Annotated in this window: 20 protein-coding genes; 16 read left to right on the plus strand and 4 right to left on the minus strand. The window is 61.9% G+C overall.

What is annotated here, in order from left to right; genetic code table 11:
- The first annotated feature begins 74 nt into the window (after positions 1 to 74).
- Together AC1DD7_RS14865 and AC1DD7_RS14870 are read left to right on the plus strand one after the other, a co-directional pair.
- The gene (locus AC1DD7_RS14865; RefSeq protein ID WP_477515597.1) at positions 75 to 1,103 is read left to right on the plus strand and encodes a TerC family protein; all 1,029 of its coding nucleotides are present in this window, start codon (positions 75 to 77) and stop codon (positions 1,101 to 1,103) included.
- A 29-nt stretch (positions 1,104 to 1,132) separates the two neighbouring features.
- Positions 1,133 to 2,449 (plus strand): MFS transporter, encoded by a 1,317-nt coding sequence (locus tag AC1DD7_RS14870; RefSeq protein ID WP_477515598.1) that lies wholly within the window; start codon positions 1,133 to 1,135, stop codon positions 2,447 to 2,449.
- 30 nt (positions 2,450 to 2,479) lie between these two features.
- On the opposite strand, the gene AC1DD7_RS14875 is transcribed toward AC1DD7_RS14870, so the two are convergent.
- From AC1DD7_RS14875 to AC1DD7_RS14890, 4 genes are all read right to left on the minus strand, one after another.
- Positions 2,480 to 3,829 (minus strand): alpha/beta fold hydrolase, encoded by a 1,350-nt coding sequence (locus AC1DD7_RS14875; protein WP_477515599.1) that lies wholly within the window; start codon positions 3,827 to 3,829, stop codon positions 2,480 to 2,482.
- Positions 3,822 to 4,334 (minus strand): N-acetyltransferase family protein, encoded by a 513-nt coding sequence (locus AC1DD7_RS14880; protein ID WP_477515600.1) that lies wholly within the window; start codon positions 4,332 to 4,334, stop codon positions 3,822 to 3,824. The genes AC1DD7_RS14875 and AC1DD7_RS14880 overlap by 8 nt, the downstream gene beginning before the upstream one ends.
- A gap of 29 nt (positions 4,335 to 4,363) precedes the next feature.
- Entirely contained in the window at positions 4,364 to 5,746 is a 1,383-nt protein-coding gene (locus AC1DD7_RS14885) for a CoA transferase (protein ID WP_477515601.1), read from the minus strand.
- A 70-nt stretch (positions 5,747 to 5,816) separates the two neighbouring features.
- Positions 5,817 to 8,351, minus strand: a complete 2,535-nt coding sequence (locus tag AC1DD7_RS14890) for a DEAD/DEAH box helicase (RefSeq protein WP_477515602.1) — start codon at positions 8,349 to 8,351, stop codon at positions 5,817 to 5,819.
- Between the two features lie 70 nt (positions 8,352 to 8,421).
- Here AC1DD7_RS14890 and AC1DD7_RS14895 point away from each other — a divergent pair, with 70 nt between their 5' ends.
- The 14 genes from AC1DD7_RS14895 to secG all read left to right on the plus strand — a co-directional run bounded on the left by AC1DD7_RS14895 (position 8,422) and on the right by secG (position 23,800).
- Positions 8,422 to 9,201, plus strand: coding sequence for a trans-aconitate 2-methyltransferase (locus tag AC1DD7_RS14895; RefSeq protein WP_477515603.1), 780 nt, complete (start codon positions 8,422 to 8,424; stop codon positions 9,199 to 9,201).
- Between the two features lie 157 nt (positions 9,202 to 9,358).
- Positions 9,359 to 9,739 (plus strand): GntR family transcriptional regulator, encoded by a 381-nt coding sequence (locus tag AC1DD7_RS14900; RefSeq protein WP_477515604.1) that lies wholly within the window; start codon positions 9,359 to 9,361, stop codon positions 9,737 to 9,739.
- Between the two features lie 65 nt (positions 9,740 to 9,804).
- The gene (gene uvrA, locus AC1DD7_RS14905) at positions 9,805 to 12,732 is read left to right on the plus strand and encodes an excinuclease ABC subunit UvrA (protein WP_477515605.1); all 2,928 of its coding nucleotides are present in this window, start codon (positions 9,805 to 9,807) and stop codon (positions 12,730 to 12,732) included.
- A 111-nt stretch (positions 12,733 to 12,843) separates the two neighbouring features.
- A complete protein-coding gene (locus AC1DD7_RS14910) occupies positions 12,844 to 13,560 on the plus strand; it encodes an HAD hydrolase-like protein (RefSeq protein WP_477515606.1) in 717 nt (238 codons plus the stop codon).
- Positions 13,547 to 14,215: a lysophospholipid acyltransferase family protein gene (locus AC1DD7_RS14915; protein WP_431115199.1), complete on the plus strand. Its 669-nt coding sequence runs from the start codon at positions 13,547 to 13,549 to the stop codon at positions 14,213 to 14,215. The genes AC1DD7_RS14910 and AC1DD7_RS14915 overlap by 14 nt, the downstream gene beginning before the upstream one ends.
- Before the next feature lie 43 nt (positions 14,216 to 14,258).
- Positions 14,259 to 16,280, plus strand: coding sequence for an excinuclease ABC subunit UvrC (gene uvrC / locus AC1DD7_RS14920; protein ID WP_477515607.1), 2,022 nt, complete (start codon positions 14,259 to 14,261; stop codon positions 16,278 to 16,280).
- Positions 16,281 to 16,366: 86 nt separating this feature from the next.
- Positions 16,367 to 17,290 carry an RNase adapter RapZ gene (rapZ, locus tag AC1DD7_RS14925; protein ID WP_477515608.1) on the plus strand — a complete coding sequence of 308 codons (924 nt, stop codon included), beginning with the start codon at positions 16,367 to 16,369 and terminating at the stop codon, positions 17,288 to 17,290.
- Positions 17,290 to 18,306 carry a gluconeogenesis factor YvcK family protein gene (locus AC1DD7_RS14930; RefSeq protein WP_477515609.1) on the plus strand — a complete coding sequence of 339 codons (1,017 nt, stop codon included), beginning with the start codon at positions 17,290 to 17,292 and terminating at the stop codon, positions 18,304 to 18,306. Before rapZ ends, AC1DD7_RS14930 begins: the two co-directional genes overlap by 1 nt.
- A gap of 13 nt (positions 18,307 to 18,319) precedes the next feature.
- Complete coding sequence (whiA, locus tag AC1DD7_RS14935) at positions 18,320 to 19,300, plus strand: DNA-binding protein WhiA (RefSeq protein WP_018777554.1); 981 nt, start codon at positions 18,320 to 18,322, stop codon at positions 19,298 to 19,300.
- Between the two features lie 175 nt (positions 19,301 to 19,475).
- The gene (locus tag AC1DD7_RS14940) at positions 19,476 to 20,099 is read left to right on the plus strand and encodes a superoxide dismutase (protein ID WP_431115203.1); all 624 of its coding nucleotides are present in this window, start codon (positions 19,476 to 19,478) and stop codon (positions 20,097 to 20,099) included.
- 270 nt (positions 20,100 to 20,369) lie between these two features.
- The gene (gene gap, locus AC1DD7_RS14945; protein ID WP_477515610.1) at positions 20,370 to 21,380 is read left to right on the plus strand and encodes a type I glyceraldehyde-3-phosphate dehydrogenase; all 1,011 of its coding nucleotides are present in this window, start codon (positions 20,370 to 20,372) and stop codon (positions 21,378 to 21,380) included.
- Between the two features lie 9 nt (positions 21,381 to 21,389).
- The gene (locus AC1DD7_RS14950) at positions 21,390 to 22,616 is read left to right on the plus strand and encodes a phosphoglycerate kinase (protein WP_223946065.1); all 1,227 of its coding nucleotides are present in this window, start codon (positions 21,390 to 21,392) and stop codon (positions 22,614 to 22,616) included.
- Between the two features lie 74 nt (positions 22,617 to 22,690).
- Entirely contained in the window at positions 22,691 to 23,506 is an 816-nt protein-coding gene (gene tpiA, locus AC1DD7_RS14955) for a triose-phosphate isomerase (protein ID WP_431115206.1), read from the plus strand.
- A 36-nt stretch (positions 23,507 to 23,542) separates the two neighbouring features.
- Positions 23,543 to 23,800, plus strand: coding sequence for a preprotein translocase subunit SecG (secG, locus tag AC1DD7_RS14960; protein WP_216925786.1), 258 nt, complete (start codon positions 23,543 to 23,545; stop codon positions 23,798 to 23,800).
- Positions 23,801 to 23,881: the final 81 nt, after the last annotated feature.

Consider the following 23,881-nt stretch of genomic DNA (forward strand, 5'->3'; position numbering starts at 1 on the left):
AATGTGCATTCACCGCACTGGCAGGCCGGAGAGACTTACACCGCTTTCCCGTACCCTGCGAAAGGCCCACATTAATGGAGCTTCCAATCTGGTTTGAGGTCGGCTCGTTCGTCGCCCTCGGTATCATCTTGCTCATCGACCTCCTCCTGGTGGTCAAGCGTCCCCACGAACCATCAATGAAGGAAGCCGGCCTCTGGGTCGCCTTCTACGTTGCCTTGGCATTGGTCTTTGCCGGTGCCATGTTCTACTTCACCGGCCCCGAATACGGCAGCCAGTTCGTCGCCGGCTGGGTTACTGAATACAGCCTGAGCATCGACAACCTGTTCGTCTTCATCATCATCATGGCCCGCTTCTCCGTGCCCCGGAAATACCAGCAGGAAGTGCTGATGGTGGGCATCATCATCGCACTGGTCCTCCGCGGTATTTTCATCGCCTTGGGCGCGGTAGTCATCGAGCAGTTCAGCTGGATCTTCTACATCTTCGGCGCATTCCTGCTGTGGACTGCCTGGAAGCAGGCCACGGATTCCGGTGAAGACGAAGAAGAAGGCGCCGAGAACCCGCTGGTTGCGCGGCTGCGCAAGGTCCTGCCGATGTCTGAAAAGTTCGACGGCGGCAAGCTGCGGACCACGGTAAACGGCAAGAAGGTCTTCACCCCGATGCTGATCGTCTTCGTGACCATCGGCATGACCGACCTCCTGTTCGCGGTGGACTCCATTCCCGCGATCTTCGGCCTGACCCAGAGTGCCTTCATCGTCTTCACGGCCAACATCTTCGCGCTCATGGGCCTGCGCCAGCTGTACTTCCTGCTGGGTGGACTGATGAGCCGCCTGATCTACTTGAAGCACGCCCTGTCAGTCATTCTTGCCTTCATTGGCATCAAGCTCGTCCTGCACGCTATGCACGTCAACGAGCTTCCCTTCATCAACAACGGCCACCACATCGAGTGGGCTCCGGAGATTCCCACCTTCGTTTCGTTGGCGGTCATTATCGGCACGATCGTGGTAGCAGTCGTTGCCAGCTTGCTCAGCCCGGCGGCCCGCCAGTCCAAGCTGGACGCGCGGCTGGAAGAGGACGCGAAGAAGAGCTTGAGCGAAGCAGAGTAACCGGGCTGTGAAAGTTGTAGTCTCGTGAAGTGACTACCACTTCTACTACGGCGCTGGACCCCCAACGGGTTCAGCGCCGTACTGTTTTCCTGCTCAGCTCGGCCCAGCTCCTCAGCGGAATCGGCAATGGCGCCACGTTGTCCATTGGATCGCTCCTGGCCGTGGATCTGTCCGGATCCGAGGCGTGGGCAGGATCGATCACTACTGTGCTGACCCTGGCGGCAGCCCTGTCCGCACTACCGCTGGCACGGCTTGCGGAAGCTCGGGGACGCCGGGTGGGCCTCGTCTCCGGCCTGGTGGCTGCCATGATCGGGGCGCTCCTGGTGATGGCATCCGTGGTGGGTGAGTCTTTCCCGCTGCTCCTGCTCGCTGCCGGTTTTCTCGGCCTTGGTACAGCCGCCAACCTTCAAGCGAGGTTCGCCGCCGTCGACCTCGCCCGCGCTGAGCACCGCGGCAGGTCACTGTCCACCGTTGTCTGGGCAATCACTATTGGTGCTGTGGCCGGTCCAAACCTCATCCAGCCCGGCGCCGCAGTGGGGGCTGCGTTGGGCCTGCCGCCCATTGCCGGGCCTTTCGTCTTCTCGGCCGCAGGTCTGTTCTTGGCGGCGGCGCTGCTCTTTGCCGGTTTGCGGCCCGACCCGTTGCTGCTGGCCCGGCGGTTGGCCTCGGAGTCCGCAGGCACGGGGACCCTCCCCGTCAGGGGCACTATCCGCTCCGGCCTTCAGGCTGTTCGTTCCTCGCCCCGGGCCATCCTTGCGCTTGCAGCCGTGGTCGCTGCCCACGGCGTCATGGTGGCCATAATGTCCATGACCCCCTTGCACCTGCAACAGCTGGTAGGCACTTCACACGCAGGCCATCACGGCGGAACAACTGACAGCACCGACGCCCTGGTTGTCATTGGGCTGACCATCTCGCTGCATATCGCCGGCATGTTCGCCCTGTCCCCACTATGGGGTTGGCTGACTGACAAAGCCGGCCGCATCCAGACCATCGCCATGGGCCACGGGCTTCTGCTGGTGGCAGTGCTGATCGCTGGAATCGGCCAGCAAGAACCCGTGCTGGTCACCACTGGGCTGATCATCCTCGGCCTTGGATGGTCCGCCGCGACCATCGCAGGATCCACCCTCCTTGCGGAGAGCGTCGCCGGAGAACAGAGGGTAACCGTGCAGGGCGTTTCCGATACGCTCATGGGCGCAGCGGGTGCAACGGGCGGCGCTACGTCCGGACTTGTCCTCGCCTGGCTCGGCTATGAAGGGCTGAACATAGCCGCCGGCGTGCTGGCCGCCGTAATGCTGGCCTTAACAGCCGTCACCGCGGCCCGGGTGCGCCGTTCAATCCCCGTGTAGGAACAATCCCCCTGTACGGAACGCGTGGGGTTAGCGGGAACCCCGCACCAGCCCGAAGAGCCGCCCAAAGATGCCTTCGCCGTCTTCCCCTATGCCGTCATGGTGGAAGTCGTCCGTGACCCAGGTTTGAAGCCCACGGACTGCCGCGGCGGTTTCCATTGAGAGGTCACGGTCCACGTAGATGTCGTCCTTGTAGACGGCGGCTGCTACTGGAACCTTGTTGACCGCCAACTGCTGGTGGTCGTACAGGGGACACCAGTCCGACTTGGCAGCCAGCAAGGCGGCTACGTTGTGGAGCGGGATCAGTGCCGGATCCTGTTCGAAGTACCAGGGATAGACCATTTCTCCCGTGAGCAGGGGTGTCTCTGCTCCGGGCTTGAACTCCGGGAATTCTTCCAGCACGCGCCACGCTGCCCAGTCCGTGGCCTCGCCCTGCCCGTAGATCGATTCGTGGAGGACCGCGTACAAGGGATTCCCTGCGCGACTCACGAGGCTCCGCACTTGCTCCAGGAACACCTCCGACAGGCGTTCACCCAAAGGTGTTTCGATGAAAGCGTCCTCGAGGAGGTAGTGCAGGGAGTCCACCCGGGTGTTGCCGCCAAGGAACGATCCCACCATCTGGAACCGCTCGGGCGTCAGCCGTTCTCCGCTGGCCAGGAATTCCTCATGCTGTTCGAGGTGGCGGACGATCCTGGTGACAGTTTCGCGGTCTTCCGGATACCAGGCGAAGTACTCCGCGTTCCGCTCCGCCACCCGCCGGAAAGTGGCACGGTACACGCGCTCGGCGGGGCCGTGCAGCGGAGCAAGTCCTCCAGTGATGAGGACCTCCCGCAGCCCTTTCGGGGCGAAGGACAAATAGGTCAACGCGCAGAATCCACCAAAGCTCTGGCCCAGCACTGACCATGGTCCGGAATCCAAAGCATGGCGGATGAACTCGGCGTCGGCCACGATCGAATCGGCCCGGAAGTGCGTCAGGTAGTCAGCCTGGGCTGCGGCGTCACCGCGGAGCGCCAAGGATTGTCGCTCCACAGGTGTGGAAAGGCCTGTGCCGCGCTGGTCCAGCATCAGGATCCGAAAATCCTTGGCCGCTGCCTTCATCCACCCTGAAAGGGACGTGACGCGGTTCCCGCGCCCGCCAGGTCCTCCTTGGAGGAACAGCAACCATGGAAGTTTGGCGGCCTCCTCCTCTGAGTGATCGGTGGAGGAATACTCCCGTGCGAACACAGTGATTGTTTCGCCGGTGGTCTGGTCATCCATGGCGGATTTAGCCGAACCATGGTCCAGGGGGACCGTGAAGTAGTGCTCGGCGGTTCGGAGGCCTCGGAATTCGTGCCGGGCGCGGATGCGGTGAGCGTCGGTCAAGGCTCGCATTTCAGCCATGGGCAAGAGCCTTGTTACCGTTGCTGGCACCTGCCCCGAACGTTTCCAGCGCCTCGCCGGTCAGCCTGAACGTAGACCACTCCTCCATGGGGAAGGCGCCAAGGTTCTTATAGAACTTGATGGACGGTTCGTTCCAGTCCAGGACGCTCCATTCCACCCGGGCATAGCCGCGTTCGACGGCGGTCGCGGCCAGATGCTGCAGAAGCGCTTTGCCGTGGCCCTCGCCTCGCGCGTCCGGAACGACGTAGAGGTCTTCCAGGTAGATGCCGTGAACACCTTCCCACGTTGAGTAATTCAGGAACCACAGGGCAAAGCCCTGCACTGTACCAGCAGCATTACAGGCCATGCTCGCGTACACCCGCGGGTTCTCTCCGAACAACGCCTCGGTCAGCAGCTCCGGGGTATTCCTGACGGCGTCGGGTTCCTTTTCGTAGATCGCAAGATCGTGGATCATGCGCAGTATTGTGGGAACGTCTTCAACGGTGGCAGGGCGGATTACACTCATGCTTCCGAGCTTACTAGGGGCCGGACCGCCTACCGCCAACGTAGTGCGGAGGAACCGTACGTGACAGGCGGTTCTTGATAAGCAATGGGAACACCATCCACCGTGATGGGCGGGCCGACGTACCGGAGACGGCCGTACGGACTGTCTACCTCGTGGTAGTCGGGCGCCGGCAGCTCGACGTCAGTCCCAGTGCCCGTCGGAGGGAGAAGTAGCTCTTCCGCTGTCCGGGCCAGCGAAAGCCGCGCCGTTCCGCCACGCCCCGTACCCAGTCGCTGGGTCAGCAAAGCGAACACGGCCGCCGCAAGGCCATAACCCGTGGCGTGATCCAGTGCCTGCACCGGCAGCGCGCCGGGCCTCCACCCGCCGTCGTCGAAATGGCCATATCGGTCAGCTATGCCGCACGCTGCCTGCACCAGGCTGTCAAAGCCACGTCGCCGCTGCCAGGGACCTCCGTGGCCCCATGCGCTCAACGCCACTACTACGAGATCGGCGCGGCGCAGCAGCAGCGCGTCAGGGGTCAATCCAAAACGATCCAGCCCGCCGTCGCGATACCCCATGACCACCACGTCTGCCGTCTCCAGGAGGCCCATGACCGCAGCCAGATCGTCCGGATTCCGGAAGTCTGCTTCGGCGCTGCGCTTGTCAAAGCCTGAGTCAATGAAGGCGTCTGTCAGCTCCGGAAGGTGCGCAGGGTCTATCCGGAGGACGTCCGCGCCCAGGGCGCCAAGGAGCCGGGTTGCCACCGGGCCGGCAATGACGCGGGTCAGGTCAAGGACTTTGAGACCTGCCAAAGGGCGGTCTGGAACCGCGGAAGGAACCCACGACGACGGGCGGCTTGGTTCCGTGGATGGTCCCAGGTGGCCGAAACTGATCCACGGCCCTTCACTGGCCGCTTCAAACATAGGAGCGGCTGCCCACTCTTCCCTGGTACGGACGGCCGCAGCTACGCCGCTGTTGCCGGCAATAAGGTCTTCGGCTTCCAAAGACGTCATGGCCAGTAATGCGCGGTCCACATCGACAGGTTCGCTGGCCGAGACCGCCTCCATAAGCCGGGCCGCGTGGTGTGGATAGTTGGCGTGAAGGCGGATCCAGCCGTCAGCTGTTCTTCGAAAACCGGACAAGGGAGCGAACCCTTCAGGTTTCTGGCCACCTACGCGCAGGTGCCCCAGGGAATCGAACGCAGTGGCCGTGGGTCCGGCGGCCACCGAATACCTGTGCGTCGTTCCCGTCAAGGCGTTCAGGGCCGTAGCTGCAGCCCGCACCGCGCCCAAAGCCAGGCCTTCCACGTCCAGTGCAGGGACGCCATCTCCGGAGGCCCACCATCGTCGCGATCCGGTCCAAGGAGCTGTAGGTTGTGCGCTCATTATCTTCAGCGCCCGCAAGCTGCTGCCGAGATCGGGGACGGATTCCATGGGAGGCCTCCTTCAGCCGTTTGACACTCAGCGGATTGGCTTATTGCCGTATGGCCCTCAGGGGATTGGCTTAGAGCCGATTGACGTTCGTCACGCGAACCACCGCGGTGCCCGTCTCATCGGAAGCCGCGAGGTCCACTTCGGCGGAGATGCCCCAGTCGTGGTTTCCGGCGGGGTCATCGAAGATCTGGCGGACCCGCCACGTGCCGGGTTCTTCGGTGATGATGAGCAATCCGGGGCCTCGGGCATCGGGGCCCGTGCCGATGTCATCGTGTTCATCGAAGTAGTCGTCCAGAACCTCTTCCCAGCGTTCGGCGTCCCAGCCGGCGTCGGCGTCCAGCTCACCCAGGGCGGCAGAGTCTTCGTCCGCGAAGAGCTCCACCCTGCGGAACATTTCGTTCCGGACCATGACCCGGAAAGCCCTGATGTTCGTGGTCAAAAGCGGCGGCGGTGGCGGGGGAGCGTCATGCGGTGTTGGCGTAAGCCCTGAGGTGAGCTCCTCCCACTCATCAAGGAGGCTGGAGTCCACTTGCCGGACAAGTTCACCCAGCCAGGCGATGAGGTCTTCAAGATCCTCGCGCAGCAAGTCCTGGGGCACGGTCTGTCTGAGTGCACGGAATCCATCCGCCAAGTAGCGCAGGACAATGCCTTCGGAGCGGGCCAAGCCGTAGAACTGCACGAACTCTCCGAAGTTCATGGCACGTTCATACATGTCGCGGATGATGGATTTAGGCGCCAACTCGAAGTCGCCCACCCATGGGGCAGCCTTTCGGTACACCTCGAAGGCTTCACCGAGAATCTCGGCCAAGGGCATCGGGTACGTCACGTCGTCGAGCATGGCCATGCGCTGGTCATATTCGATGCCGTCAGCCTTCATGGCGGCAACCGCCTCGCCACGGGCCTTCTTCTGCTGCGCAGAGAGAATCTGGCGCGGCTTCTCCAACGTGGCCTCGATCACCGAAACAACGTCCAGCGCGTAGGACGGCGACTCTGGATCCAACAGTTCCAGCGCGGCAAGCGCAAACGGCGAAAGCGGCTGGTTGAGGGCGAAGTTGGCCTGCAAGTGGACCGTCAAGCGGACAGAACGGCCTTCGGATTGTTGTTCATCTTCAGGAATGCGTTCAACCACACCCGCGGCCAGCAGTTCGCGGTAAATGCCCAACGCCTTCTTCATGAGTTTCAACTGCGCCGGGCGGGTCTCGTGGTTTTCGCTGAGTAAGCGCCGGGTCGCCTGGAAAGGATCTCCGGGGCGTTCCATAAGGTTAAGGAGCATCGCGTGGGTGACCGTGAAACTCGACGTAAGGGGCTCCGGAACCGACTCCACCAGCCGCTTGAAGGTTGATTCACCCCAGGAAACGAAACCTTCCGGTGGCTTCTTCTTGACCACTTGGCGAAGCTTCTTCTGGTCGTCGCCGAACTTTGCCGTGGCCTTTGCCATGGCCTTGGCATTCTCCACTACGTGATCCGGAGCCTGAACCACCACGGTGCCGGCGGTATCGTATCCTGCGCGACCAGCCCGGCCGGCAATTTGGTGGAACTCACGCGGGTTGAGCACCCGGGTGCGTACGCCGTCGTATTTACTCAAGGCCGTCAACAGAACCGTGCGGATGGGCACGTTGATGCCGACGCCCAGGGTGTCAGTGCCGCAGATGACCTTCAGGAGCCCGGCTTGTGCCAGTTGCTCCACCAAGCGGCGGTACTTGGGCAGCATGCCGGCGTGATGCACGCCGATGCCATGGCGGACCAGCCGGTTGAGTGTCTTTCCGAAGCCCGCGGCGAACCGGAAGCCTGCGATGAGCTCTGCGATGCGGTCCTTTTCTGCCCGACTGCACATATTGATGCTCATCAGGTTCTGGGCACGCTCGATCGCTTCTGCCTGGCTGAAGTGCACAACGTAGACGGGGACCTGCTTGGTGGAGAGCAGTTCTTCCAGGGTCTCGTGGACCGGCGTGAGGTGATAGTAGTAATCCAGTGGAATCGGACGCTCCGCAGAGCTGACGGTGGTGGTGGGCCGCCCGGTGAGCTCAGTGAGGCCGGCTTCGAAACGGCTGACGTCGCCCAGCGTCGCGGACATGAGCAGGAACTGGGCCTGGGGGAGTTCAAGCAGGGGAACCTGCCAGGCCCATCCGCGCTGGGGATCGGAGTAGAAGTGGAATTCATCCATGATCACAGCGCCAAGTTCCGCGGAAGCTCCCTCGCGGAGGGCAATATTGGCCAGGATCTCGGCGGTGCAGCAAATAATCGGCGCATCCTGGTTTACGCCCGAGTCACCGGTAATCATGCCGACGTTTTCGGCGCCGAAGATCTCGCAGAGCGCGAAGAACTTCTCCGAGACCAAAGCCTTGATGGGGGCGGTGTAGTAACTGCGTTGGCCACGGGCCATGGCCTCGAAGTGGGCTGCAATGGCGACCAGCGATTTACCCGAGCCCGTGGGCGTAGCCAGGATGACGTTGGCGCCGGAGGCGAGCTCCATGATGGCCTCGTCCTGAGCGGCGTACAACTGCAAGCCGCGGCCTTCTGTCCACTCAACGAACCGTGTATAGATCTCGTCCGGACCCAACGGGTTGGAGGGGGTGGAACCAGGGAGCTGCTCAAGAAGTTTCATTGGTTTCCAGCTTAGTGCCCGCACGGTTTAGGCTCGCCCCAGCACTGCTGCCAAACGCAAGGAGGCTTATATGAGGTGGGATCCGTCCAAGTATGTGGAGTTCGGCAATCACAGGGACAGGCCGTTCCATGACCTGGTGGCCAGGATCCAGGCTGAGTCGCCGCAGAAAGTGGTGGATCTTGGATGCGGCCCAGGTAACCTCACAGCCACGCTGGCTGTCCGCTGGCCTGGCGCCCGCGTAGTCGGCCTCGATTCCTCCGGCGAGATGCTGGCGAAGGCAGCTGGACAGGCCCGGAAATCCGCCAACCTGGAATTCGAGCAGGCGGATATTGCTGACTGGCAGCCTGACCAGGAGACCGACGTCGTAGTAACCAATGCCGCGCTCCAGTGGGTTCCCGGGCACCAAGCCATGCTCGGTCACTGGCTAAGTGCACTTAAACCGGGTGCCTGGTTCGCCCTGCAAGTGCCGGGAAACTTCACATCCCCTTCGCACACGCTCATGAGGGAGCTCGCCGAGTCACCCAAATGGTCCTCCCGCCTCGGCGGCGTTCTTCGGCATGAGGGCATTGTGGGCAGTCCAGCGGACTACCTGGGTATTATGCTCGACGCCGGCTGTGCAGCTGACGCTTGGGAAACCACCTACCAGCAGCTGCTGCCGGGCAAGGACCCGGTACTTGAATGGGTGCGGGGCACGGGACTGCGGCCCGTCCTGGCCGCCTTGTCTCCCGGCGACGCCGCCGACTTCGAGCAGGAATACTCTGCTTTGCTGCGTGAGGCGTATCCGGCCACAAGCCACGGGACGGTGTTCCCGTTCCGCCGGATCTTCGCGGTGGCCCGGAAAGACATATGAGCCGCCAAGACCTGTTGCCGGTCGTAGCAATTAAGTTTCCAGCCGTCGGTGGCTTGTACCCTTTCCGCGTCGCTGGTCTAATTCTCGGCATGGACCATGGACGCTTCAATCAGCAGCAAACGCCCGCATGGGTCCCGGCGCCTGGCCGGTGTTCGCGATGACTGCCATGGACGGCTTTCCCGGGAACTGGCGCCCCAACACCAGCAGCGGAGTTGCCCTTTTTGAGCAGCTGAGGCTGCGCATCATCGAACTGGCAGACACCGGGGTCCTCGCAGTTGGAGCGAAGCTCCCTCCGGTGCGCAACCTGGCGGGCGTGTTGGATGTTGCCCCACATACCGTGGCCCGCGCCTATAAGGAACTGGAGACTGCTGGCGTCGTCGCTACGAGGGGACGCAACGGCACCATCGTGTGTGCCCGGGATGACCGCTGGGGCGCGCTTGCGGAAGTCGCCGCCCAGTATGCTGCTGCGGCCAAAGCCCAAGGAGCGTCATTCGCGGAAGCTGTGCAGCTTCTTGCGGCCGCATATGACGCTGATTGATACCGATCAGTAGCATGTGAGGCACGACATGGAAATTCGAAGAAGTTTTCGATTAGCATTGGTAGGTGCCCAAAGCCTTAGCTGAAGATGCAGCCATCGATGCCCCGAAGAGCGTAGCCGTCGTTCCCGATACCAAGCCCACCAGGCCGGACCTGTCCCGGTTGGTAGTCAAGGGCGCACGTGAACACAACCTGCGCAATGTAGATCTGGACCTCCCCAGGGATGCGATGATCGTGTTCACGGGCCTTTCAGGTTCGGGCAAGTCCTCCTTGGCGTTCGATACGATCTTTGCCGAGGGACAGCGGCGGTACGTGGAATCGTTGTCCGCCTATGCCCGCCAGTTCCTGGGCCAGGTGGACAAGCCGGATGTGGACTTCATTGAGGGCCTGTCGCCGGCGGTGTCGATCGACCAGAAATCCACCAGCAAGAACCCTCGTTCCACCGTGGGCACCATCACGGAAATTTACGATTACATGCGTCTGCTCTGGGCGCGCGTAGGCCGCCCGCACTGCCCTGTCTGCGGCGAGCCCATCGCCCGGCAAACCCCGCAGCAGATCGTTGACCAGCTGTTGGAACTGGAAAAGGGCACACGATTCCAGGTTCTCGCTCCCGTAGTTCGCGGGCGCAAGGGCGAGTTCGTGGACCTCTTCAAGGAATTGACGGCCAAAGGCTATTCGCGCGCCCGGGTGGACGGCGAACTGGTCCAGCTCAGCGAGCCGCCCAAGCTTGGCAAGCAGTTCAAGCACACCATCGAGGTGGTAGTGGACCGCTTGGTGGTCAAGGAAGACATCAGCCAGCGGCTTACCGATTCCATTGAAACTGCCCTGGGCTTGGCAGAAGGCCGGGTGCTGATTGAGTTCGTGGACCTTGAGGCCGGGGACCCCGCACGTATCCGTGCTTTCTCCGAGAACCTCGCATGCCCCAACGAGCACCCCCTGGCCATCGATGAAATCGAGCCACGCTCTTTCTCGTTCAACAACCCCTTTGGCGCCTGCTCAGCGTGCAGTGGCATTGGAACCAGGCTTGAAGTGGACGAGGAACTGATTGTTCCCAATCCGGAGCTTTCCCTGGCACAGGGCGCCATCGCTCCCTGGTCCCTGGGCACCGCCACCACCGAGTACTGGAACCGCCTTCTGGAGGGCCTGGCCCACGAACTCGGCTTCTCCATGGACACCTCCTGGGAAAGGCTCCCCAAGGATGTCCGGAACACCGTGCTGCACGGCAAGGACCACAAGGTAGTCGTCCAGTATCGGAACCGGTTCGGCCGGGAACGCAAGTACAGCACCGGCTTTGAGGGTGCCATTCAATATGTCCACCGCAAGCACGGCGAAACTGATTCGGATTGGGCGCGGGACAGGTACGAAGAGTACATGCGCCAGATTCCCTGCCCCGAGTGCAACGGTGCACGGCTCAACCCTGCGTCGCTGTCGGTATTGATCAATGGCAAGTCCATCGCTGAAGTTGCGGCCCTTCCCATGCGTGAATGCGCCTCGTTCCTGGGCAGCCTGACCCTGACCGACCGCGAAGCACAGATTGCCCACCAGGTCCTGAAGGAAATCCAGGCCCGCTTGACGTTCCTTTTGGACGTGGGCCTTGAATACCTGAACCTGGAGCGTCCTTCCGGGACCTTGTCCGGCGGTGAAGCCCAGCGCATCCGCCTTGCTACGCAAATTGGTTCCGGCCTCGTGGGAGTTCTCTACGTCCTGGACGAGCCATCCATCGGCCTGCACCAGCGCGATAACCGCCGCTTGATCGAGACGCTGACCCGCCTGCGCGACCTCGGCAACACCCTGATCGTGGTGGAGCATGACGAGGACACCATCCATGAAGCGGACTGGGTGGTTGACATTGGACCCGGCGCCGGCGAGCACGGCGGACAAGTGGTGCATTCAGGTACGTACAAAGAGCTGCTGGAGAACAAGGAGTCCTTGACGGGCGACTACCTGTCCGGCCGCCGCAAGATCGATATCCCGGCCAAGCGCCGCAAGTACGACAAAAAACGTGAGTTGAAGGTTGTCGGTGCCAGGGAAAACAACCTGGACAACGTGGATGCCACGTTCCCGCTGGGGCTCTTCACGGCAGTGACGGGCGTCAGTGGTTCGGGCAAGTCCACGCTGGTGAACGAGATCCTTTACAAGGTCCTCGCCAACAAGCTCAATGGCGCCAAGCAGGTTGCCGGACGGCACCGTGGCGTAAATGGCCTGGAGCACCTGGATAAGGTGGTCCACGTTGATCAGAGCCCCATCGGACGCACACCGCGCTCCAACCCGGCAACGTACACAGGCGTCTTCGACAACATCCGGAAACTGTTTGCTGAAACCACGGAAGCAAAGGTCCGCGGTTACCAGCCCGGCCGCTTCTCGTTCAACGTCAAGGGCGGACGCTGCGAAGCATGCTCCGGAGATGGCACGTTGAAGATCGAAATGAACTTCCTGCCCGACGTCTACGTTCCCTGTGAGGTGTGCCACGGCGCCCGTTACAACCGCGAAACCCTTGAAGTGCATTACAAGGGAAAGACAATCGCCGACGTCCTTAACATGCCCATCGAGGAAGGCGCTGAATTCTTTGCTGCCTTCACCCCCATCGCGCGGCATCTGAACACCTTGGTGGACGTGGGACTGGGCTATGTCAGGCTGGGCCAGCCAGCCACAACCCTGTCCGGTGGTGAAGCGCAGCGCGTGAAGTTGGCCGCAGAACTCCAGAAGAGGTCCAACGGCCGCAGCATCTACGTTCTGGACGAACCCACTACCGGCCTGCACTTCGAGGACATCCGGAAGCTGCTCATGGTCCTCCAGGGGCTGGTGGACAAGGGCAACACCGTGATCACCATTGAGCACAACCTGGACGTCATCAAGTCCGCGGACTGGATTGTGGACCTCGGACCGAACGGTGGTTCAGGTGGAGGCAAAATCGTCGCAACGGGCACACCTGAGCAGGTAGCCAAGTCCACTGACAGCCACACCGCAACGTTCCTTGCTGAAATTCTGCGCTGATAGCCCGAACTGCCTCGCCGGATGGCTAAAGAATATCTTCAGCACGCCAGAAGTATTCCGGTAGCGGCATGCGAGTTTCAGGCATGCCGCTACTCGTGAGAAACTAACCCGGTGACTCAAACAACGGTGCCCGTAATTTTCGATCTGGACGGCACCCTTGTCGATCCAGCCGGCGGTATCACAGGAGGAATATCCGCGGCCCTGCGCGAAATGGGCCTCCCGGTTCCGGAACAGGCCGTGCTGAACGCCATGGTTGGCCCCAAGCTCAGCGATGCACTCCTGCATTTAGCGAATGTCCCGGCGGAATTGGTCGATGAAACCATTTCCCGCTACCGGCGGCATTACAGGGAAACCGGTATTGGCCAGAGCAAGTTGTATCCGGGAATCTTCGACCTCCTTGAATTCTTCGCCGAAACAGGGCGGCCCGTCGCCGTTGCAACCCAGAAGCCCCAAGGTATTGCCCGGATTGTCCTTGAGCATCACGGTATTGCGGATTTCTTTGTGTCCATTAGGGGAGCTGCCGACGACGAATCGCTGGCGGCCAATTCCGCGTCCGGCAAGATCGAGATTGTTGGCGCAGCCTTGGCGGATCTCCACTCCCAGCCTGCTGTGATGGTGGGAGACCGGCACCAGGACGTTGCCGGAGCAATGGCCAACGGCCTGGATTGCATTGGGGTCCGTTGGGGCTTCGCTTCGGACGGCGAGTTGGAGGAAGCCGGTGCGGTCGCCGTGGTCGGCACCGCCCTTGAGTTGCGAACCAAAATTGAAGAACTTGACGCTGTCCGCGCGGCGGCACTGAGCGAGGTACAAAACGATGGCAGTCTTTGATGCGATCCGCTGGACTACACGTGGACTGATCTCCAGCACGTGCCGGCCCACGGTCATTGGACTGGAGAACGTACCCAAAGACGGCCCGTTCATCGTGGCGCCGAACCATCTCTCGTTCCTGGACAGCGTGATTGTCCAGGCGCTCATGCCTCGTCCAGTGGCGTTCTTCGCCAAGGCGGAGTATTTCACCACCAAAGGCGTTAAGGGCGCTGTGATGAAGTCCTTCTTCGAAGCCGTCGGTTCCATCCCGGTGGAACGTGGTGAACAGGCAGCTAGCGTGCAGGCGCTGAAGACGTTGCTGGACATCCTGGAGTCCGGGAAGGGCATTGGAATCTACCCGGAGGGCACCCGGTCCCGCGACGGCATCCTGTATCGCGGCCGGACCGGCGTCGGTTGGTTGGCACTCACCACGGGCGCACCCGTAATTCCCGTGGGGCTGATAGGCACGGAGAAACTGCAGCCAGCGGACAAGAACGCGGTCCGTCCCCAGCACTTCACCATGAAGGTTGGCGAGCCGCTCTACTTCGACAAGACGGGCCCGGACCATTCCCTTCCTGCACGCCGCCAAGTGACGGACAAGATCATGGATGCCATCGCTGCCCTCAGTGGTCAGGAACGGTCCACAAGCTACAACCAAAGCAAGTCGGTGGACTGAGCGCTTGGCGCTGGCTGTCGGTCCAGTTCACTAGACTGGAATCGTGGCAAATCCAGCAAGTTACCGACCCCAGACGGGTGAAATTCCCACCACCCCGGGCGTCTACCGTTTCCGCGACCCCCACGGCCGGGTCATCTACGTGGGCAAGGCCAAGAACCTCCGTTCCAGGCTGAATTCCTACTTTGCGAACCCGTCGGGGCTCCTACCCAAGACGCATGCCATGGTCCATGCCGCGAGCAGCGTGGAGTGGACCGTTGTGGGCAGCGAGTTGGAGTCGCTACAGCTGGAGTACACCTGGATCAAGGAATTCAAGCCGCGTTTCAACGTGGTCTTCCGGGACGACAAGACTTATCCCTACCTGGCCGTCACCATGGGGGAGAAGTACCCCAGGGTGCAGGTCATGCGTGGCGAGCGTAAAAAGGGCACCAGGTATTTTGGCCCCTACACGGCGGGCGCCATCCGGGAAACCATGGACACCCTGCTTCGCGTATTCCCGGTCCGCAGCTGCAGCGCAGGCGTCCTCAAGCGGGCACAAGCCAGTGGACGCCCCTGCCTCCTGGGCTACATCGACAAATGCGCAGCACCCTGTGTCGGACGCGTGACGCCGGAGGAGCACCGCCAACTTGCCGAGGACTTCTGCGCTTTCATGGGCGGGGAAGCCAAGCGCTTCATCAACCGGCTTGAAAAGGACATGGCGGCCGCCGTCGCGGAGCTCGACTATGAGCGCGCCGCACGGCTCAGGGACGACATCATCGCCCTGCGCAAGGTCTTCGAACGCAACGCCGTAGTCCTCGCGGAGGATACGGACGCCGACGTCTTCGCGCTGCATGAAGACGAGCTCGAGGCCTCAGTACAGGTGTTCCACGTCCGCGGCGGCCGGGTCCGTGGACAGCGTGGTTGGGTGGTGGAGAAAGTTGAAGACGCCACGACGCCGGAACTCATCGAGCACTTGCTGCAACAGGTCTACGGGGAAGACAGCGAGGTCCAGGGCCGCATCCCCCGGGAAGTACTCGTTCCGGAGAATCCGAGCAACCATGCCGAACTGAGCGAATGGCTGGGCGGGCTTCGCGGGGCAAAGGTGGATATCCGTGTGCCCCAGCGTGGTGACAAGGCTGCGCTCATGTCAACGGTCCGGGAGAATGCCGAGCAGGCGCTGAAGCTGCACAAGACCCGCCGCGCCGGGGATATCACCGTCCGCTCGCTTGCCCTTCAGGAGCTTCAGGAGGCCCTTGAGCTTCCGGTTCCGCTGCTTCGGATCGAATGCTTCGATATCTCGCACGTCCAAGGAACCAACGTGGTGGCGTCCATGGTTGTGGTGGAAGACGGCTTGCCCAAGAAGTCCGATTACCGCAAGTTCTCCATCACGGGAGCGGCGGCAGCCGATGATACCGCCGCCATGCACGATGTCTTGACGCGCCGTTTCCGTCACTACCTCACTGACAAGGCCGCCCAGGTGCCCGTCTCCGGCGAAATCATCAACCCAACCCGTGCGGGCACCGCCGCAGCTGCCAATGGAACTGAAGCGCCGCCGTCGGACCCCACCATGCCGGCCCCCAAAGCCAAGTTCGCGTACCCGCCCAACCTGGTGGTGGTGGACGGTGGGCAGCCGCAGGTCAATGCTGCAGCGCGTGCTTTGGCTGAGTTGGGCATCGACGACGTCTACGTGGTTGGCCTGGCGAAGCGCCTTGAAGAGGTCTGGCTTCCCAACAGCGACTTCCCGGTGATCCTTCCCCGGACGTCGCAGGGCTTGTACCTGCTCCAGCGCATCCGCGATGAAGCCCACCGCTTCGCAATCACCTTCCATCGGCAAAAGCGCGGCAAGGCCATGACGGTCTCTGCCCTGGACGGCGTTCCGGGCCTTGGGGAGGCCAAACGCAAGGCTTTGGTGGCACATTTTGGCTCCCTCAAGAAGATCCGGGCGGCCAGTGTGGAGGAACTCACCTCCGCCAAGGGCATCGGTCCGGCGTTGGCAGCTGCAGTCGTGCAGCATCTGGGTTCCAGCGACGACGCAGGAGACGCCGCTCCTGCGGTGAACATGACGACCGGCGAAATCCTCGAATCTTAGCTAGGGTAAGAACTTGACCGGTGGCCGCAACTGCGATGCCACCGGTCAGGCTGTAACAACCACTTCCAAGGAAACGGGGACCACTGATGGATGAGGCAACGGCAGGAGCCAGCGCGGAGCAGGACGGACTAACGCCCGTCAAGCCGGCGGAGGCGGAACTGCTGGTGGTTACCGGCATGTCGGGGGCGGGCCGCAGTACCGCTTCGGACGCCTTGGAGGACCACGGTTGGTACGTTGTAGACAACCTTCCTCCCCAGATGCTTGGCACCTTGGCGGAAATCGTCTCGCACGCGCCTAAATCCATCCCCAAGCTGGCCGTAGTGGTGGATGTCCGAAGCAAGGACCTCTTTACTGACATCCAGACCGCCCTGGGCGCCTTGAGCGCCACTGGCATCACGTTCCGGGTACTGTTCCTCGATGCCAGCGATGAAGTCCTGGTCCGCCGGTTCGAACAAGGCCGGCGTCCGCATCCGCTGCAGGGCGGCGGACGGATCCTTGACGGAATCGGCATAGAGCGTGAGGTCCTGCGCGAACTGCGGGAGCATGCCGACGTCGTCCTGGACACAAGTGAGTTCAACGTGCACGGCCTTGCAACAGCCATCACTGAGTTGTTCAGCGATACCGGACCTGTGACGCTCCGGCTGAATGTCATGAGTTTTGGATTCAAGTACGGCCTGCCCGTAGACGCCAACTTCGTGGCCGACGCCCGTTTCATTCCCAACCCGCACTGGGTGCCGCAACTTCGTCCCCACACAGGATTGGATGAGGACGTCAGCGACTACGTGCTCTCCGCTGATGGGGTCCAGGAGTTTGTCGACCGTTACGTCAAAGCCCTGGAACCGGTCCTGGACGGCTACCGCCAGGAGAACAAGCATTACGCCACCCTGGCTGTGGGATGCACCGGCGGCAAGCACCGTTCGGTGGCAGTCGCCGTCGAGCTCTCCAAACGCCTTGCGCAATATCCGCGCGTTACGGTGACAACCACGCACCGCGACCTGGGGCGTGAGTAATGGGAGTCCTTACGGGTCCGTTGCCCCTCATCCCGCCGAAGGGCGTTCCGGGCAGCCAGCAAAACAAAAGTCCTTCCGTGGTGGCCCTCGGCGGCGGACACGGACTGGCGGCTTCGCTCTCCGCACTTCGCCTGTTGACGTCAGAACTGACGGCGATCGTCACGGTAGCTGACGACGGCGGCTCCTCCGGGCGTCTACGGGAAGAGTACGGCGTCCTCCCGCCCGGTGACCTGCGGATGGCCCTCAGTGCACTCTGCGACGACACCGACTGGGGGCGGACATGGCGTGACGTCATGCAGCACCGCTTCACAGCAGGAACCGCCAAGGGCGGTTCCCTGGACCACCACGCGATGGGCAACCTGCTCATCGTCACGCTCTGGGAGCTGCTGGGGGATACCGTGGCCGGCCTCAAATGGGCCGGGGCGTTGCTTGGCGCGCGCGGCCAGGTACTGCCAATGTCCAGTGTGCCTTTGACCATCGAGGGCCAGGCCCGGGTGGAATTGCCCGGCGGGGGACATGAGCTGCAGACCGTCAGCGGACAGGCGAAGTGCGCCGTTGCCGGAAAACTGGAGGAAGTGCGGCTGCTGCCCGAGGACGCCCGAGCCTGCACTGAGGCACTCACCGCGATCGAGCTCGCCGACTGGGTCATTCTCGGCCCAGGGTCCTGGTACACATCGGTATTGCCCCATTTGTTGCTCCCGGAGCTTCGGCAGGCCTTGGGCGATACCGCAGCCAAGCGCTGCGTCACCATGAATCTTGACGTCGAAACCAAGGAAACGTCCGGCATGACGGCGGCCGACCACTTGGATGTCCTGCGACGCTACGCACCGGAGTTCAGCGTCGACGTCGTACTCGCCGATCCCTCCGCGATCCAGGACCTGAAGGCCTTTGAGAAAGCTGCGGGGATGATCGGTGCGGAAGTGGTGTTGGGTAGAGTAGGGGCTTCGAGGCGCCGCCCCGTCCATGATCCACTGCTCTTGGCAGCGGCGTACCACGATATTTTCGGGAACAGTTAGGAATACACACGCGATGGCACTTACCGCGTCGGTCAAGGACGAACTGTCCCGGCTGGACATCAAGAAATCTTCAGTCCGTAAAGCTGAGGTTTCGGCGATGCTCCGCTTTGCAGGGGGCTTGCATATTATTTCGGGACGAATTGTTATCGAGGCTGAGGTGGACCTGGCCTCCACTGCCCGGCGTCTGCGCGCCGCGATTGCCGAGGTTTACGGACACCAGAGCGAGATCATCGTGGTCTCAGGTGGCGGCCTTCGCCGCGGTAGCCGCTACGTGGTCCGTGTTGTCCGCGACGGCGAAGCCCTGGCCCGCCAAACAGGACTGCTGGACGGTCGCGGCCGCCCGGTACGTGGCCTGCCTTCCGTAGTCGTCAATGGGTCCGCGGCCGATGCCGAAGCCGTCTGGCGCGGAGCTTTCCTGGCCCATGGATCCCTCACAGAACCAGGACGTTCTTCGTCCCTGGAAGTAACCTGTCCCGGGCCGGAGTCCGCACTGGCACTGGTGGGTGCCGCCCGCCGGCTGGGCATACAAGCCAAGGCCCGCGAAGTCCGCGGCGTAGACCGCGTGGTTATCCGCGACGGTGACACGATCGCCGCGCTCCTTACCCGGATGGGCGCACATGACGCCTTGATGGTCTGGGAGGAGCGGCGCATGCGCAAGGAAGTCCGGGCCACCGCCAACAGGCTGGCCAACTTTGATGACGCTAATCTGCGGCGCTCGGCGCAGGCTGCCGTTGCGGCTGGCGCCAGGGTGGACCGCGCGCTTGAAATCCTGGGCGACGATGTTCCGGATCACCTGAAGTACGCAGGGGAACTCCGGGTCGCCCACAAGCAGGCAAGCCTGGACGAACTGGGCCGCCTTGCCGATCCCCCCATGACCAAGGACGCCATTGCGGGCCGGATCCGTCGTTTGCTCGCGATGGCCGACAAACGCGCCCTGGATCTCGGAATTCCGGGTACGGAAGCAAATGTGACTCCGGAAATGATGGACGAGTAGTTCCCGCCCATAGAATCGAGAACGTGTGGAGGAAATACTGCGAGGTCGCGGCGGGTTGTTCCCGTTGGTGGCAGGAGCAGACTTCTTCCCCGAGGATTTCCGGCTGGCCTGCCGGCCGGATGAACACAACGAGAGTTACCAAACCGGACTTCGGTCCATTACATTGGAGGATTTCGTGACAGAGTACGTTCTGCCCGAGCTCGGCTACGACTACGCAGCTCTTGAGCCGCACATTTCGGCGAAGATCATGGAGCTGCATCACAGCAAGCACCACGCTGCCTACGTTGCAGGCGCCAACAACGCCCTCAAGCAGCTCGCTGAAGCCCGCGAATCGGGTGACTTCGCCAACATCAACCGCCTCTCCAAGGACCTCGCGTTCCACACCGGCGGACACATCAACCACTCCGTATTCTGGAACAACATCTCCCCGGACGGCGGCGACAAGCCTGAAGGCGAACTCGCAGCCGCAATCGAGGACGCTTTCGGTTCGTTTGACGCTTTCCGTGCCCAGTTCACCGCTGCCGCACTGGGTCTGCAGGGGTCCGGTTGGGCCTTCCTGGCCTACGAGCCCATCGGTGGCAACCTGGTCATCGAGCAGCTCTACGATCAGCAGGGCAACGTCGCCGTTGGCACCACCCCGCTGCTCATGCTGGACATGTGGGAGCACGCGTTCTACCTGGACTACGTCAACGTCAAGGCAGACTACGTCAAGGCATTCTGGAACATCGCCAACTGGGCAGATGTCGCCAAGCGCTTCGAAGCAGCCCGCACCAACGCTACGGGCCTCATCGTTCTGTAGCTGGTGAGCCCCGGTTCACGTTGATGTAACAAAAGTCACATTAACAGTGAAATGGGACCAAATACTGGAAAGCCTGCCCCCGCAGTTGCGGGGGCAGGCTTAGTTAAACGTAAGATAGGTCACGGAAGGCGGTTAGCCTTCAGCAACGTGGCTGGTCGCCCTCCGATCTGATAATCACCTCTGCCCAATGACGTGCGGGGTCTGTTAGTTGGAAACATAAATCCGACTCACTAGGCGTGCTTGCAAGAGCACCAAGGAGATTGACACACAGTGACCACCCGTATTGGTATCAACGGCTTCGGCCGCATCGGCCGTAACTACTTCCGCGCAGCACTGGCCCAGGGCGCAGACCTTGAGATCGTCGCAGTCAACGACCTCACCAGCCCCGAGACCCTCGCCCACCTCCTGAAGTACGACTCCGTCGGCGGCCGTCTGACCCAGTCCGTGGAAGTCAAAGAGGGCAACCTGATTGTTAATGGCCAGTCCATCACTGTCCTTGCTGAACGCGATCCCGCAAACCTTCCCTGGGGCGAGCTCGGCGTGGACATCGTCATCGAATCCACCGGGTTCTTCACCAAGGCTGCAGCTGCGCAAAAGCACATCGACGCCGGCGCCAAGAAGGTCCTCATCTCGGCACCTGCCAGCGACGAAGACATCACCATCGTCATGGGCGTGAACCACGAGCTCTACGATCCCGCGGCCCACCACATCATTTCCAACGCATCCTGCACCACCAACTGCCTTGGCCCGCTCGCCAAGGTAGTCAACGACGCCTTCGGCATCGAGCGTGGCCTGATGACCACGGTTCACGCCTACACGGCTGACCAGAACCTGCAGGACGGCCCCCACGGCGACCTCCGCCGCGCCCGCGCTGCTGCCATCAACATGGTTCCCACCTCCACTGGTGCCGCCAAGGCCATCGGCCTGGTCCTGCCGGAGCTCAAGGGCAAGCTCGATGGCTACGCCATCCGCGTTCCCGTCCCCACCGGTTCCGCCACGGACCTTACGGTCACTGTTTCCCGCGAAGTCACGGTCCAGGAAGTCAACGCCGCAGTCAAGACTGCCGCGGAGTCCGATCAGTTCGCCGGCATCCTGAGCTACACGGATGCTCCCATCGTGTCCTCGGATATTGTTGGCGACCCCGCTTCCTCGATCTTCGACTCCGGCCTGACCAAGGTCATCGGCAACCAGGTCAAGGTTGTTTCCTGGTATGACAACGAGTGGGGCTACTCCAACCGCCTCGTCGACCTCACGGAGCTCGTCGCATCCAAGCTGGGCTAGGGTAGACACATGACATCTCACACCCTCAACGAACTCATCGCTGAAGGTGTCCGCGGGCGGTACATTCTGGTCAGAAGTGACCTTAATGTGCCGCTCGACGGCTCTACAGTGACCGACGACGGCCGCATCAAGGCCTCCCTCCCGGTCCTTAAGAAGCTCTCGGACGCCGGTGCCCGTGTGCTCGTAACCGCCCACCTCGGCCGCCCCAAGGGCGCCCCCGAGGAAAAGTACTCTTTGAAGCCCGCAGCGACCCGCCTTGCGGAACTTGCGGACTTCAACGTCCAATTGGCTGCTGATACCGTTGGCGACTCCGCCAAGGAGCTGGCAGCTGCATTGCAGGATGGCGAAGTACTCATCTTGGAAAACGTGCGTTTCGACGCCCGCGAGACCAGCAAGAACGACGCCGAGCGTGGCGCATTCGCTGACGAGCTGGTTGCCCTCACGGGTGACAACGGCGCGTTCGTGGACGATGCCTTCGGCGCGGTCCACCGCAAGCACGCCAGTGTCTACGACGTCGCAACGCGGCTACCGTCTTACCTCGGCGACCTCGTGCACACCGAGGTGGAAGTTCTCCGGAAGCTCACCGCAGACACCCAGCGGCCTTACGTCGTTGTCCTGGGCGGTTCCAAAGTCTCGGACAAGCTGGCAGTCATCGACAACCTTCTTGGCAAGGCAGATACCATCCTGGTTGGTGGCGGCATGCTGTTCACCTTCCTCGCCGCCGAGGGCCACAAGGTAGCTGGCAGCCTCTTGGAAGAAGACCAGATTCCTGTCGTACAGGACTACCTCAAGCGTGCGGCTGACGCCGGTACGTCGTTCGTGATTCCTACGGACGTCGTGGTTGCAAGCCGTTTCGCGGCGGACGCCGAGCACGAAGTTGTCCGCGCGGATGCCATCGAGGAAAGCTCCTTTGGTGCCTCCGGCATTGGACTGGACATTGGGCCCGAATCAGCGTCTGCTTTTGCGGCGCAGATCGAAGGAGCCAAGACCGTCTTCTGGAACGGCCCCATGGGCGTCTTCGAATTCGAGGCATTCTCCAGCGGCACGCGGGCCATCGCGCAGGCCCTGACTGACACTGTGGCCTTCACAGTGGTTGGTGGCGGCGACTCAGCCGCAGCAGTAAGGACCCTCGGCTTCGAGGATTCCCAGTTTGGCCACATCTCCACCGGTGGTGGGGCCAGCCTGGAATATCTTGAAGGCAAGGAACTTCCGGGCCTCAGCGTCCTGGACCGCTAAACAGCAATCCGGCCGGCAGGACGCCCACGCGTCCTGCCGGCTGTTCCATTTATCAACGCATTCTTGGAGTTCATGTGACTACCTCTGCCAACGGCAACTTTGTCCGAAAGCCCTTCATCGCAGGCAACTGGAAGATGAACATGGACCATGTCCAGGGCATCACCTTGCTACAGAAGCTCGCCTGGACCCTCTCGGACGCCAAGCATGATTACAACCGTGTAGAGGTTGCCGTCTTCCCTCCGTTCACTGATCTCCGCGGCGTTCAGACGCTCGTACAGGGCGATGAACTTGACGTTGTTTACGGCGGCCAGGACCTGTCCCAGTTCGATTCCGGAGCCTACACCGGTGACATCTCCGGCCAGTTCCTCAGCAAGCTGGGCTGCGCATACGTTTTGGTAGGGCACAGTGAACGCCGGACCATCCACAACGAGTCCGACGACGTCCTGAACGCCAAAGTCAAAGCGGCGTTCCGCCACGGTGTCACACCGGTCCTTTGTGTCGGTGAAGGCCTCGAAATCCGCCAGGCAGGAACACACGTGGAGCACACGCTAACCCAGCTGCGCGCCGGTGTCGAAGGCCTCACGCCGGAACAGGCTGCTGAGCTGGTGGTCGCCTATGAGCCCGTGTGGGCTATCGGAACCGGTGAAGTTGCAGGTCCGGACGATGCACAGGAAATGTGTGCTGCCATCCGCGCCGAACTTGCCAAGCTCTTCGACGAGGGCGTAGCTGAAAAGACGCGCCTTCTCTACGGAGGCTCCGTCAAGGCAAACAACGCTGCCGCAATCATGGCAGAAAACGATGTTGACGGCCTGCTTGTGGGCGGCGCCAGTCTGGACCCAGCTGAGTTTGCTAACATTGTCAGGTTCGAGAGCCACCTCGTCACGGACTAGTCCGGCTCCCGTTTTCCGCTTCTTCGAAAGGCCGTCGTGGACGTTCTTCATGTCATTCTGCAGATCCTGCTGGGCGTAACCAGCCTTCTGCTGACGCTGCTCATTCTTCTCCACAAAGGACGTGGAGGCGGTTTGTCCGACATGTTCGGTGGAGGCATGAGCTCCGGATTGAGCTCTTCCGGCGTCGCTGAGCGGAACCTGAACCGCTTCACCATCATTCTTGGTGTCACGTGGGGAGTCGTCATCATCGGCCTGGGCCTGATCATGCGCTTCACCTCGGGTGGCGATTCCTAATAGTTCGCGCGGGAAGGCTCCTCCAACGGAGCCTTCCCAGCACTTCTGAATCAATCGGCAGCAAACACCAGTGCCGCCGTC

Source organism: Paenarthrobacter sp. 10L412, from assembly GCF_056395565.1.

Coding starts and splice junctions, on each gene's coding strand:
- AC1DD7_RS14915 (WP_431115199.1), top strand. CDS start 13,547: ATGGCAGTCTTTGATGCGATCCGCTGGACTACACGTGGACTGATCTCC.
- AC1DD7_RS14885 (WP_477515601.1), bottom strand. CDS start 5,746: ATGGAATCCGTCCCCGATCTCGGCAGCAGCTTGCGGGCGCTGAAGATA.
- AC1DD7_RS14895 (WP_477515603.1), top strand. CDS start 8,422: ATGAGGTGGGATCCGTCCAAGTATGTGGAGTTCGGCAATCACAGGGAC.
- rapZ (WP_477515608.1), top strand. CDS start 16,367: ATGGATGAGGCAACGGCAGGAGCCAGCGCGGAGCAGGACGGACTAACG.
- AC1DD7_RS14880 (WP_477515600.1), bottom strand. CDS start 4,334: ATGAGTGTAATCCGCCCTGCCACCGTTGAAGACGTTCCCACAATACTG.
- AC1DD7_RS14875 (WP_477515599.1), bottom strand. CDS start 3,829: ATGGCTGAAATGCGAGCCTTGACCGACGCTCACCGCATCCGCGCCCGG.
- whiA (WP_018777554.1), top strand. CDS start 18,320: ATGGCACTTACCGCGTCGGTCAAGGACGAACTGTCCCGGCTGGACATC.
- AC1DD7_RS14890 (WP_477515602.1), bottom strand. CDS start 8,351: ATGAAACTTCTTGAGCAGCTCCCTGGTTCCACCCCCTCCAACCCGTTG.
- AC1DD7_RS14900 (WP_477515604.1), top strand. CDS start 9,359: ATGACTGCCATGGACGGCTTTCCCGGGAACTGGCGCCCCAACACCAGC.
- AC1DD7_RS14930 (WP_477515609.1), top strand. CDS start 17,290: ATGGGAGTCCTTACGGGTCCGTTGCCCCTCATCCCGCCGAAGGGCGTT.
- AC1DD7_RS14950 (WP_223946065.1), top strand. CDS start 21,390: ATGACATCTCACACCCTCAACGAACTCATCGCTGAAGGTGTCCGCGGG.
- AC1DD7_RS14865 (WP_477515597.1), top strand. CDS start 75: ATGGAGCTTCCAATCTGGTTTGAGGTCGGCTCGTTCGTCGCCCTCGGT.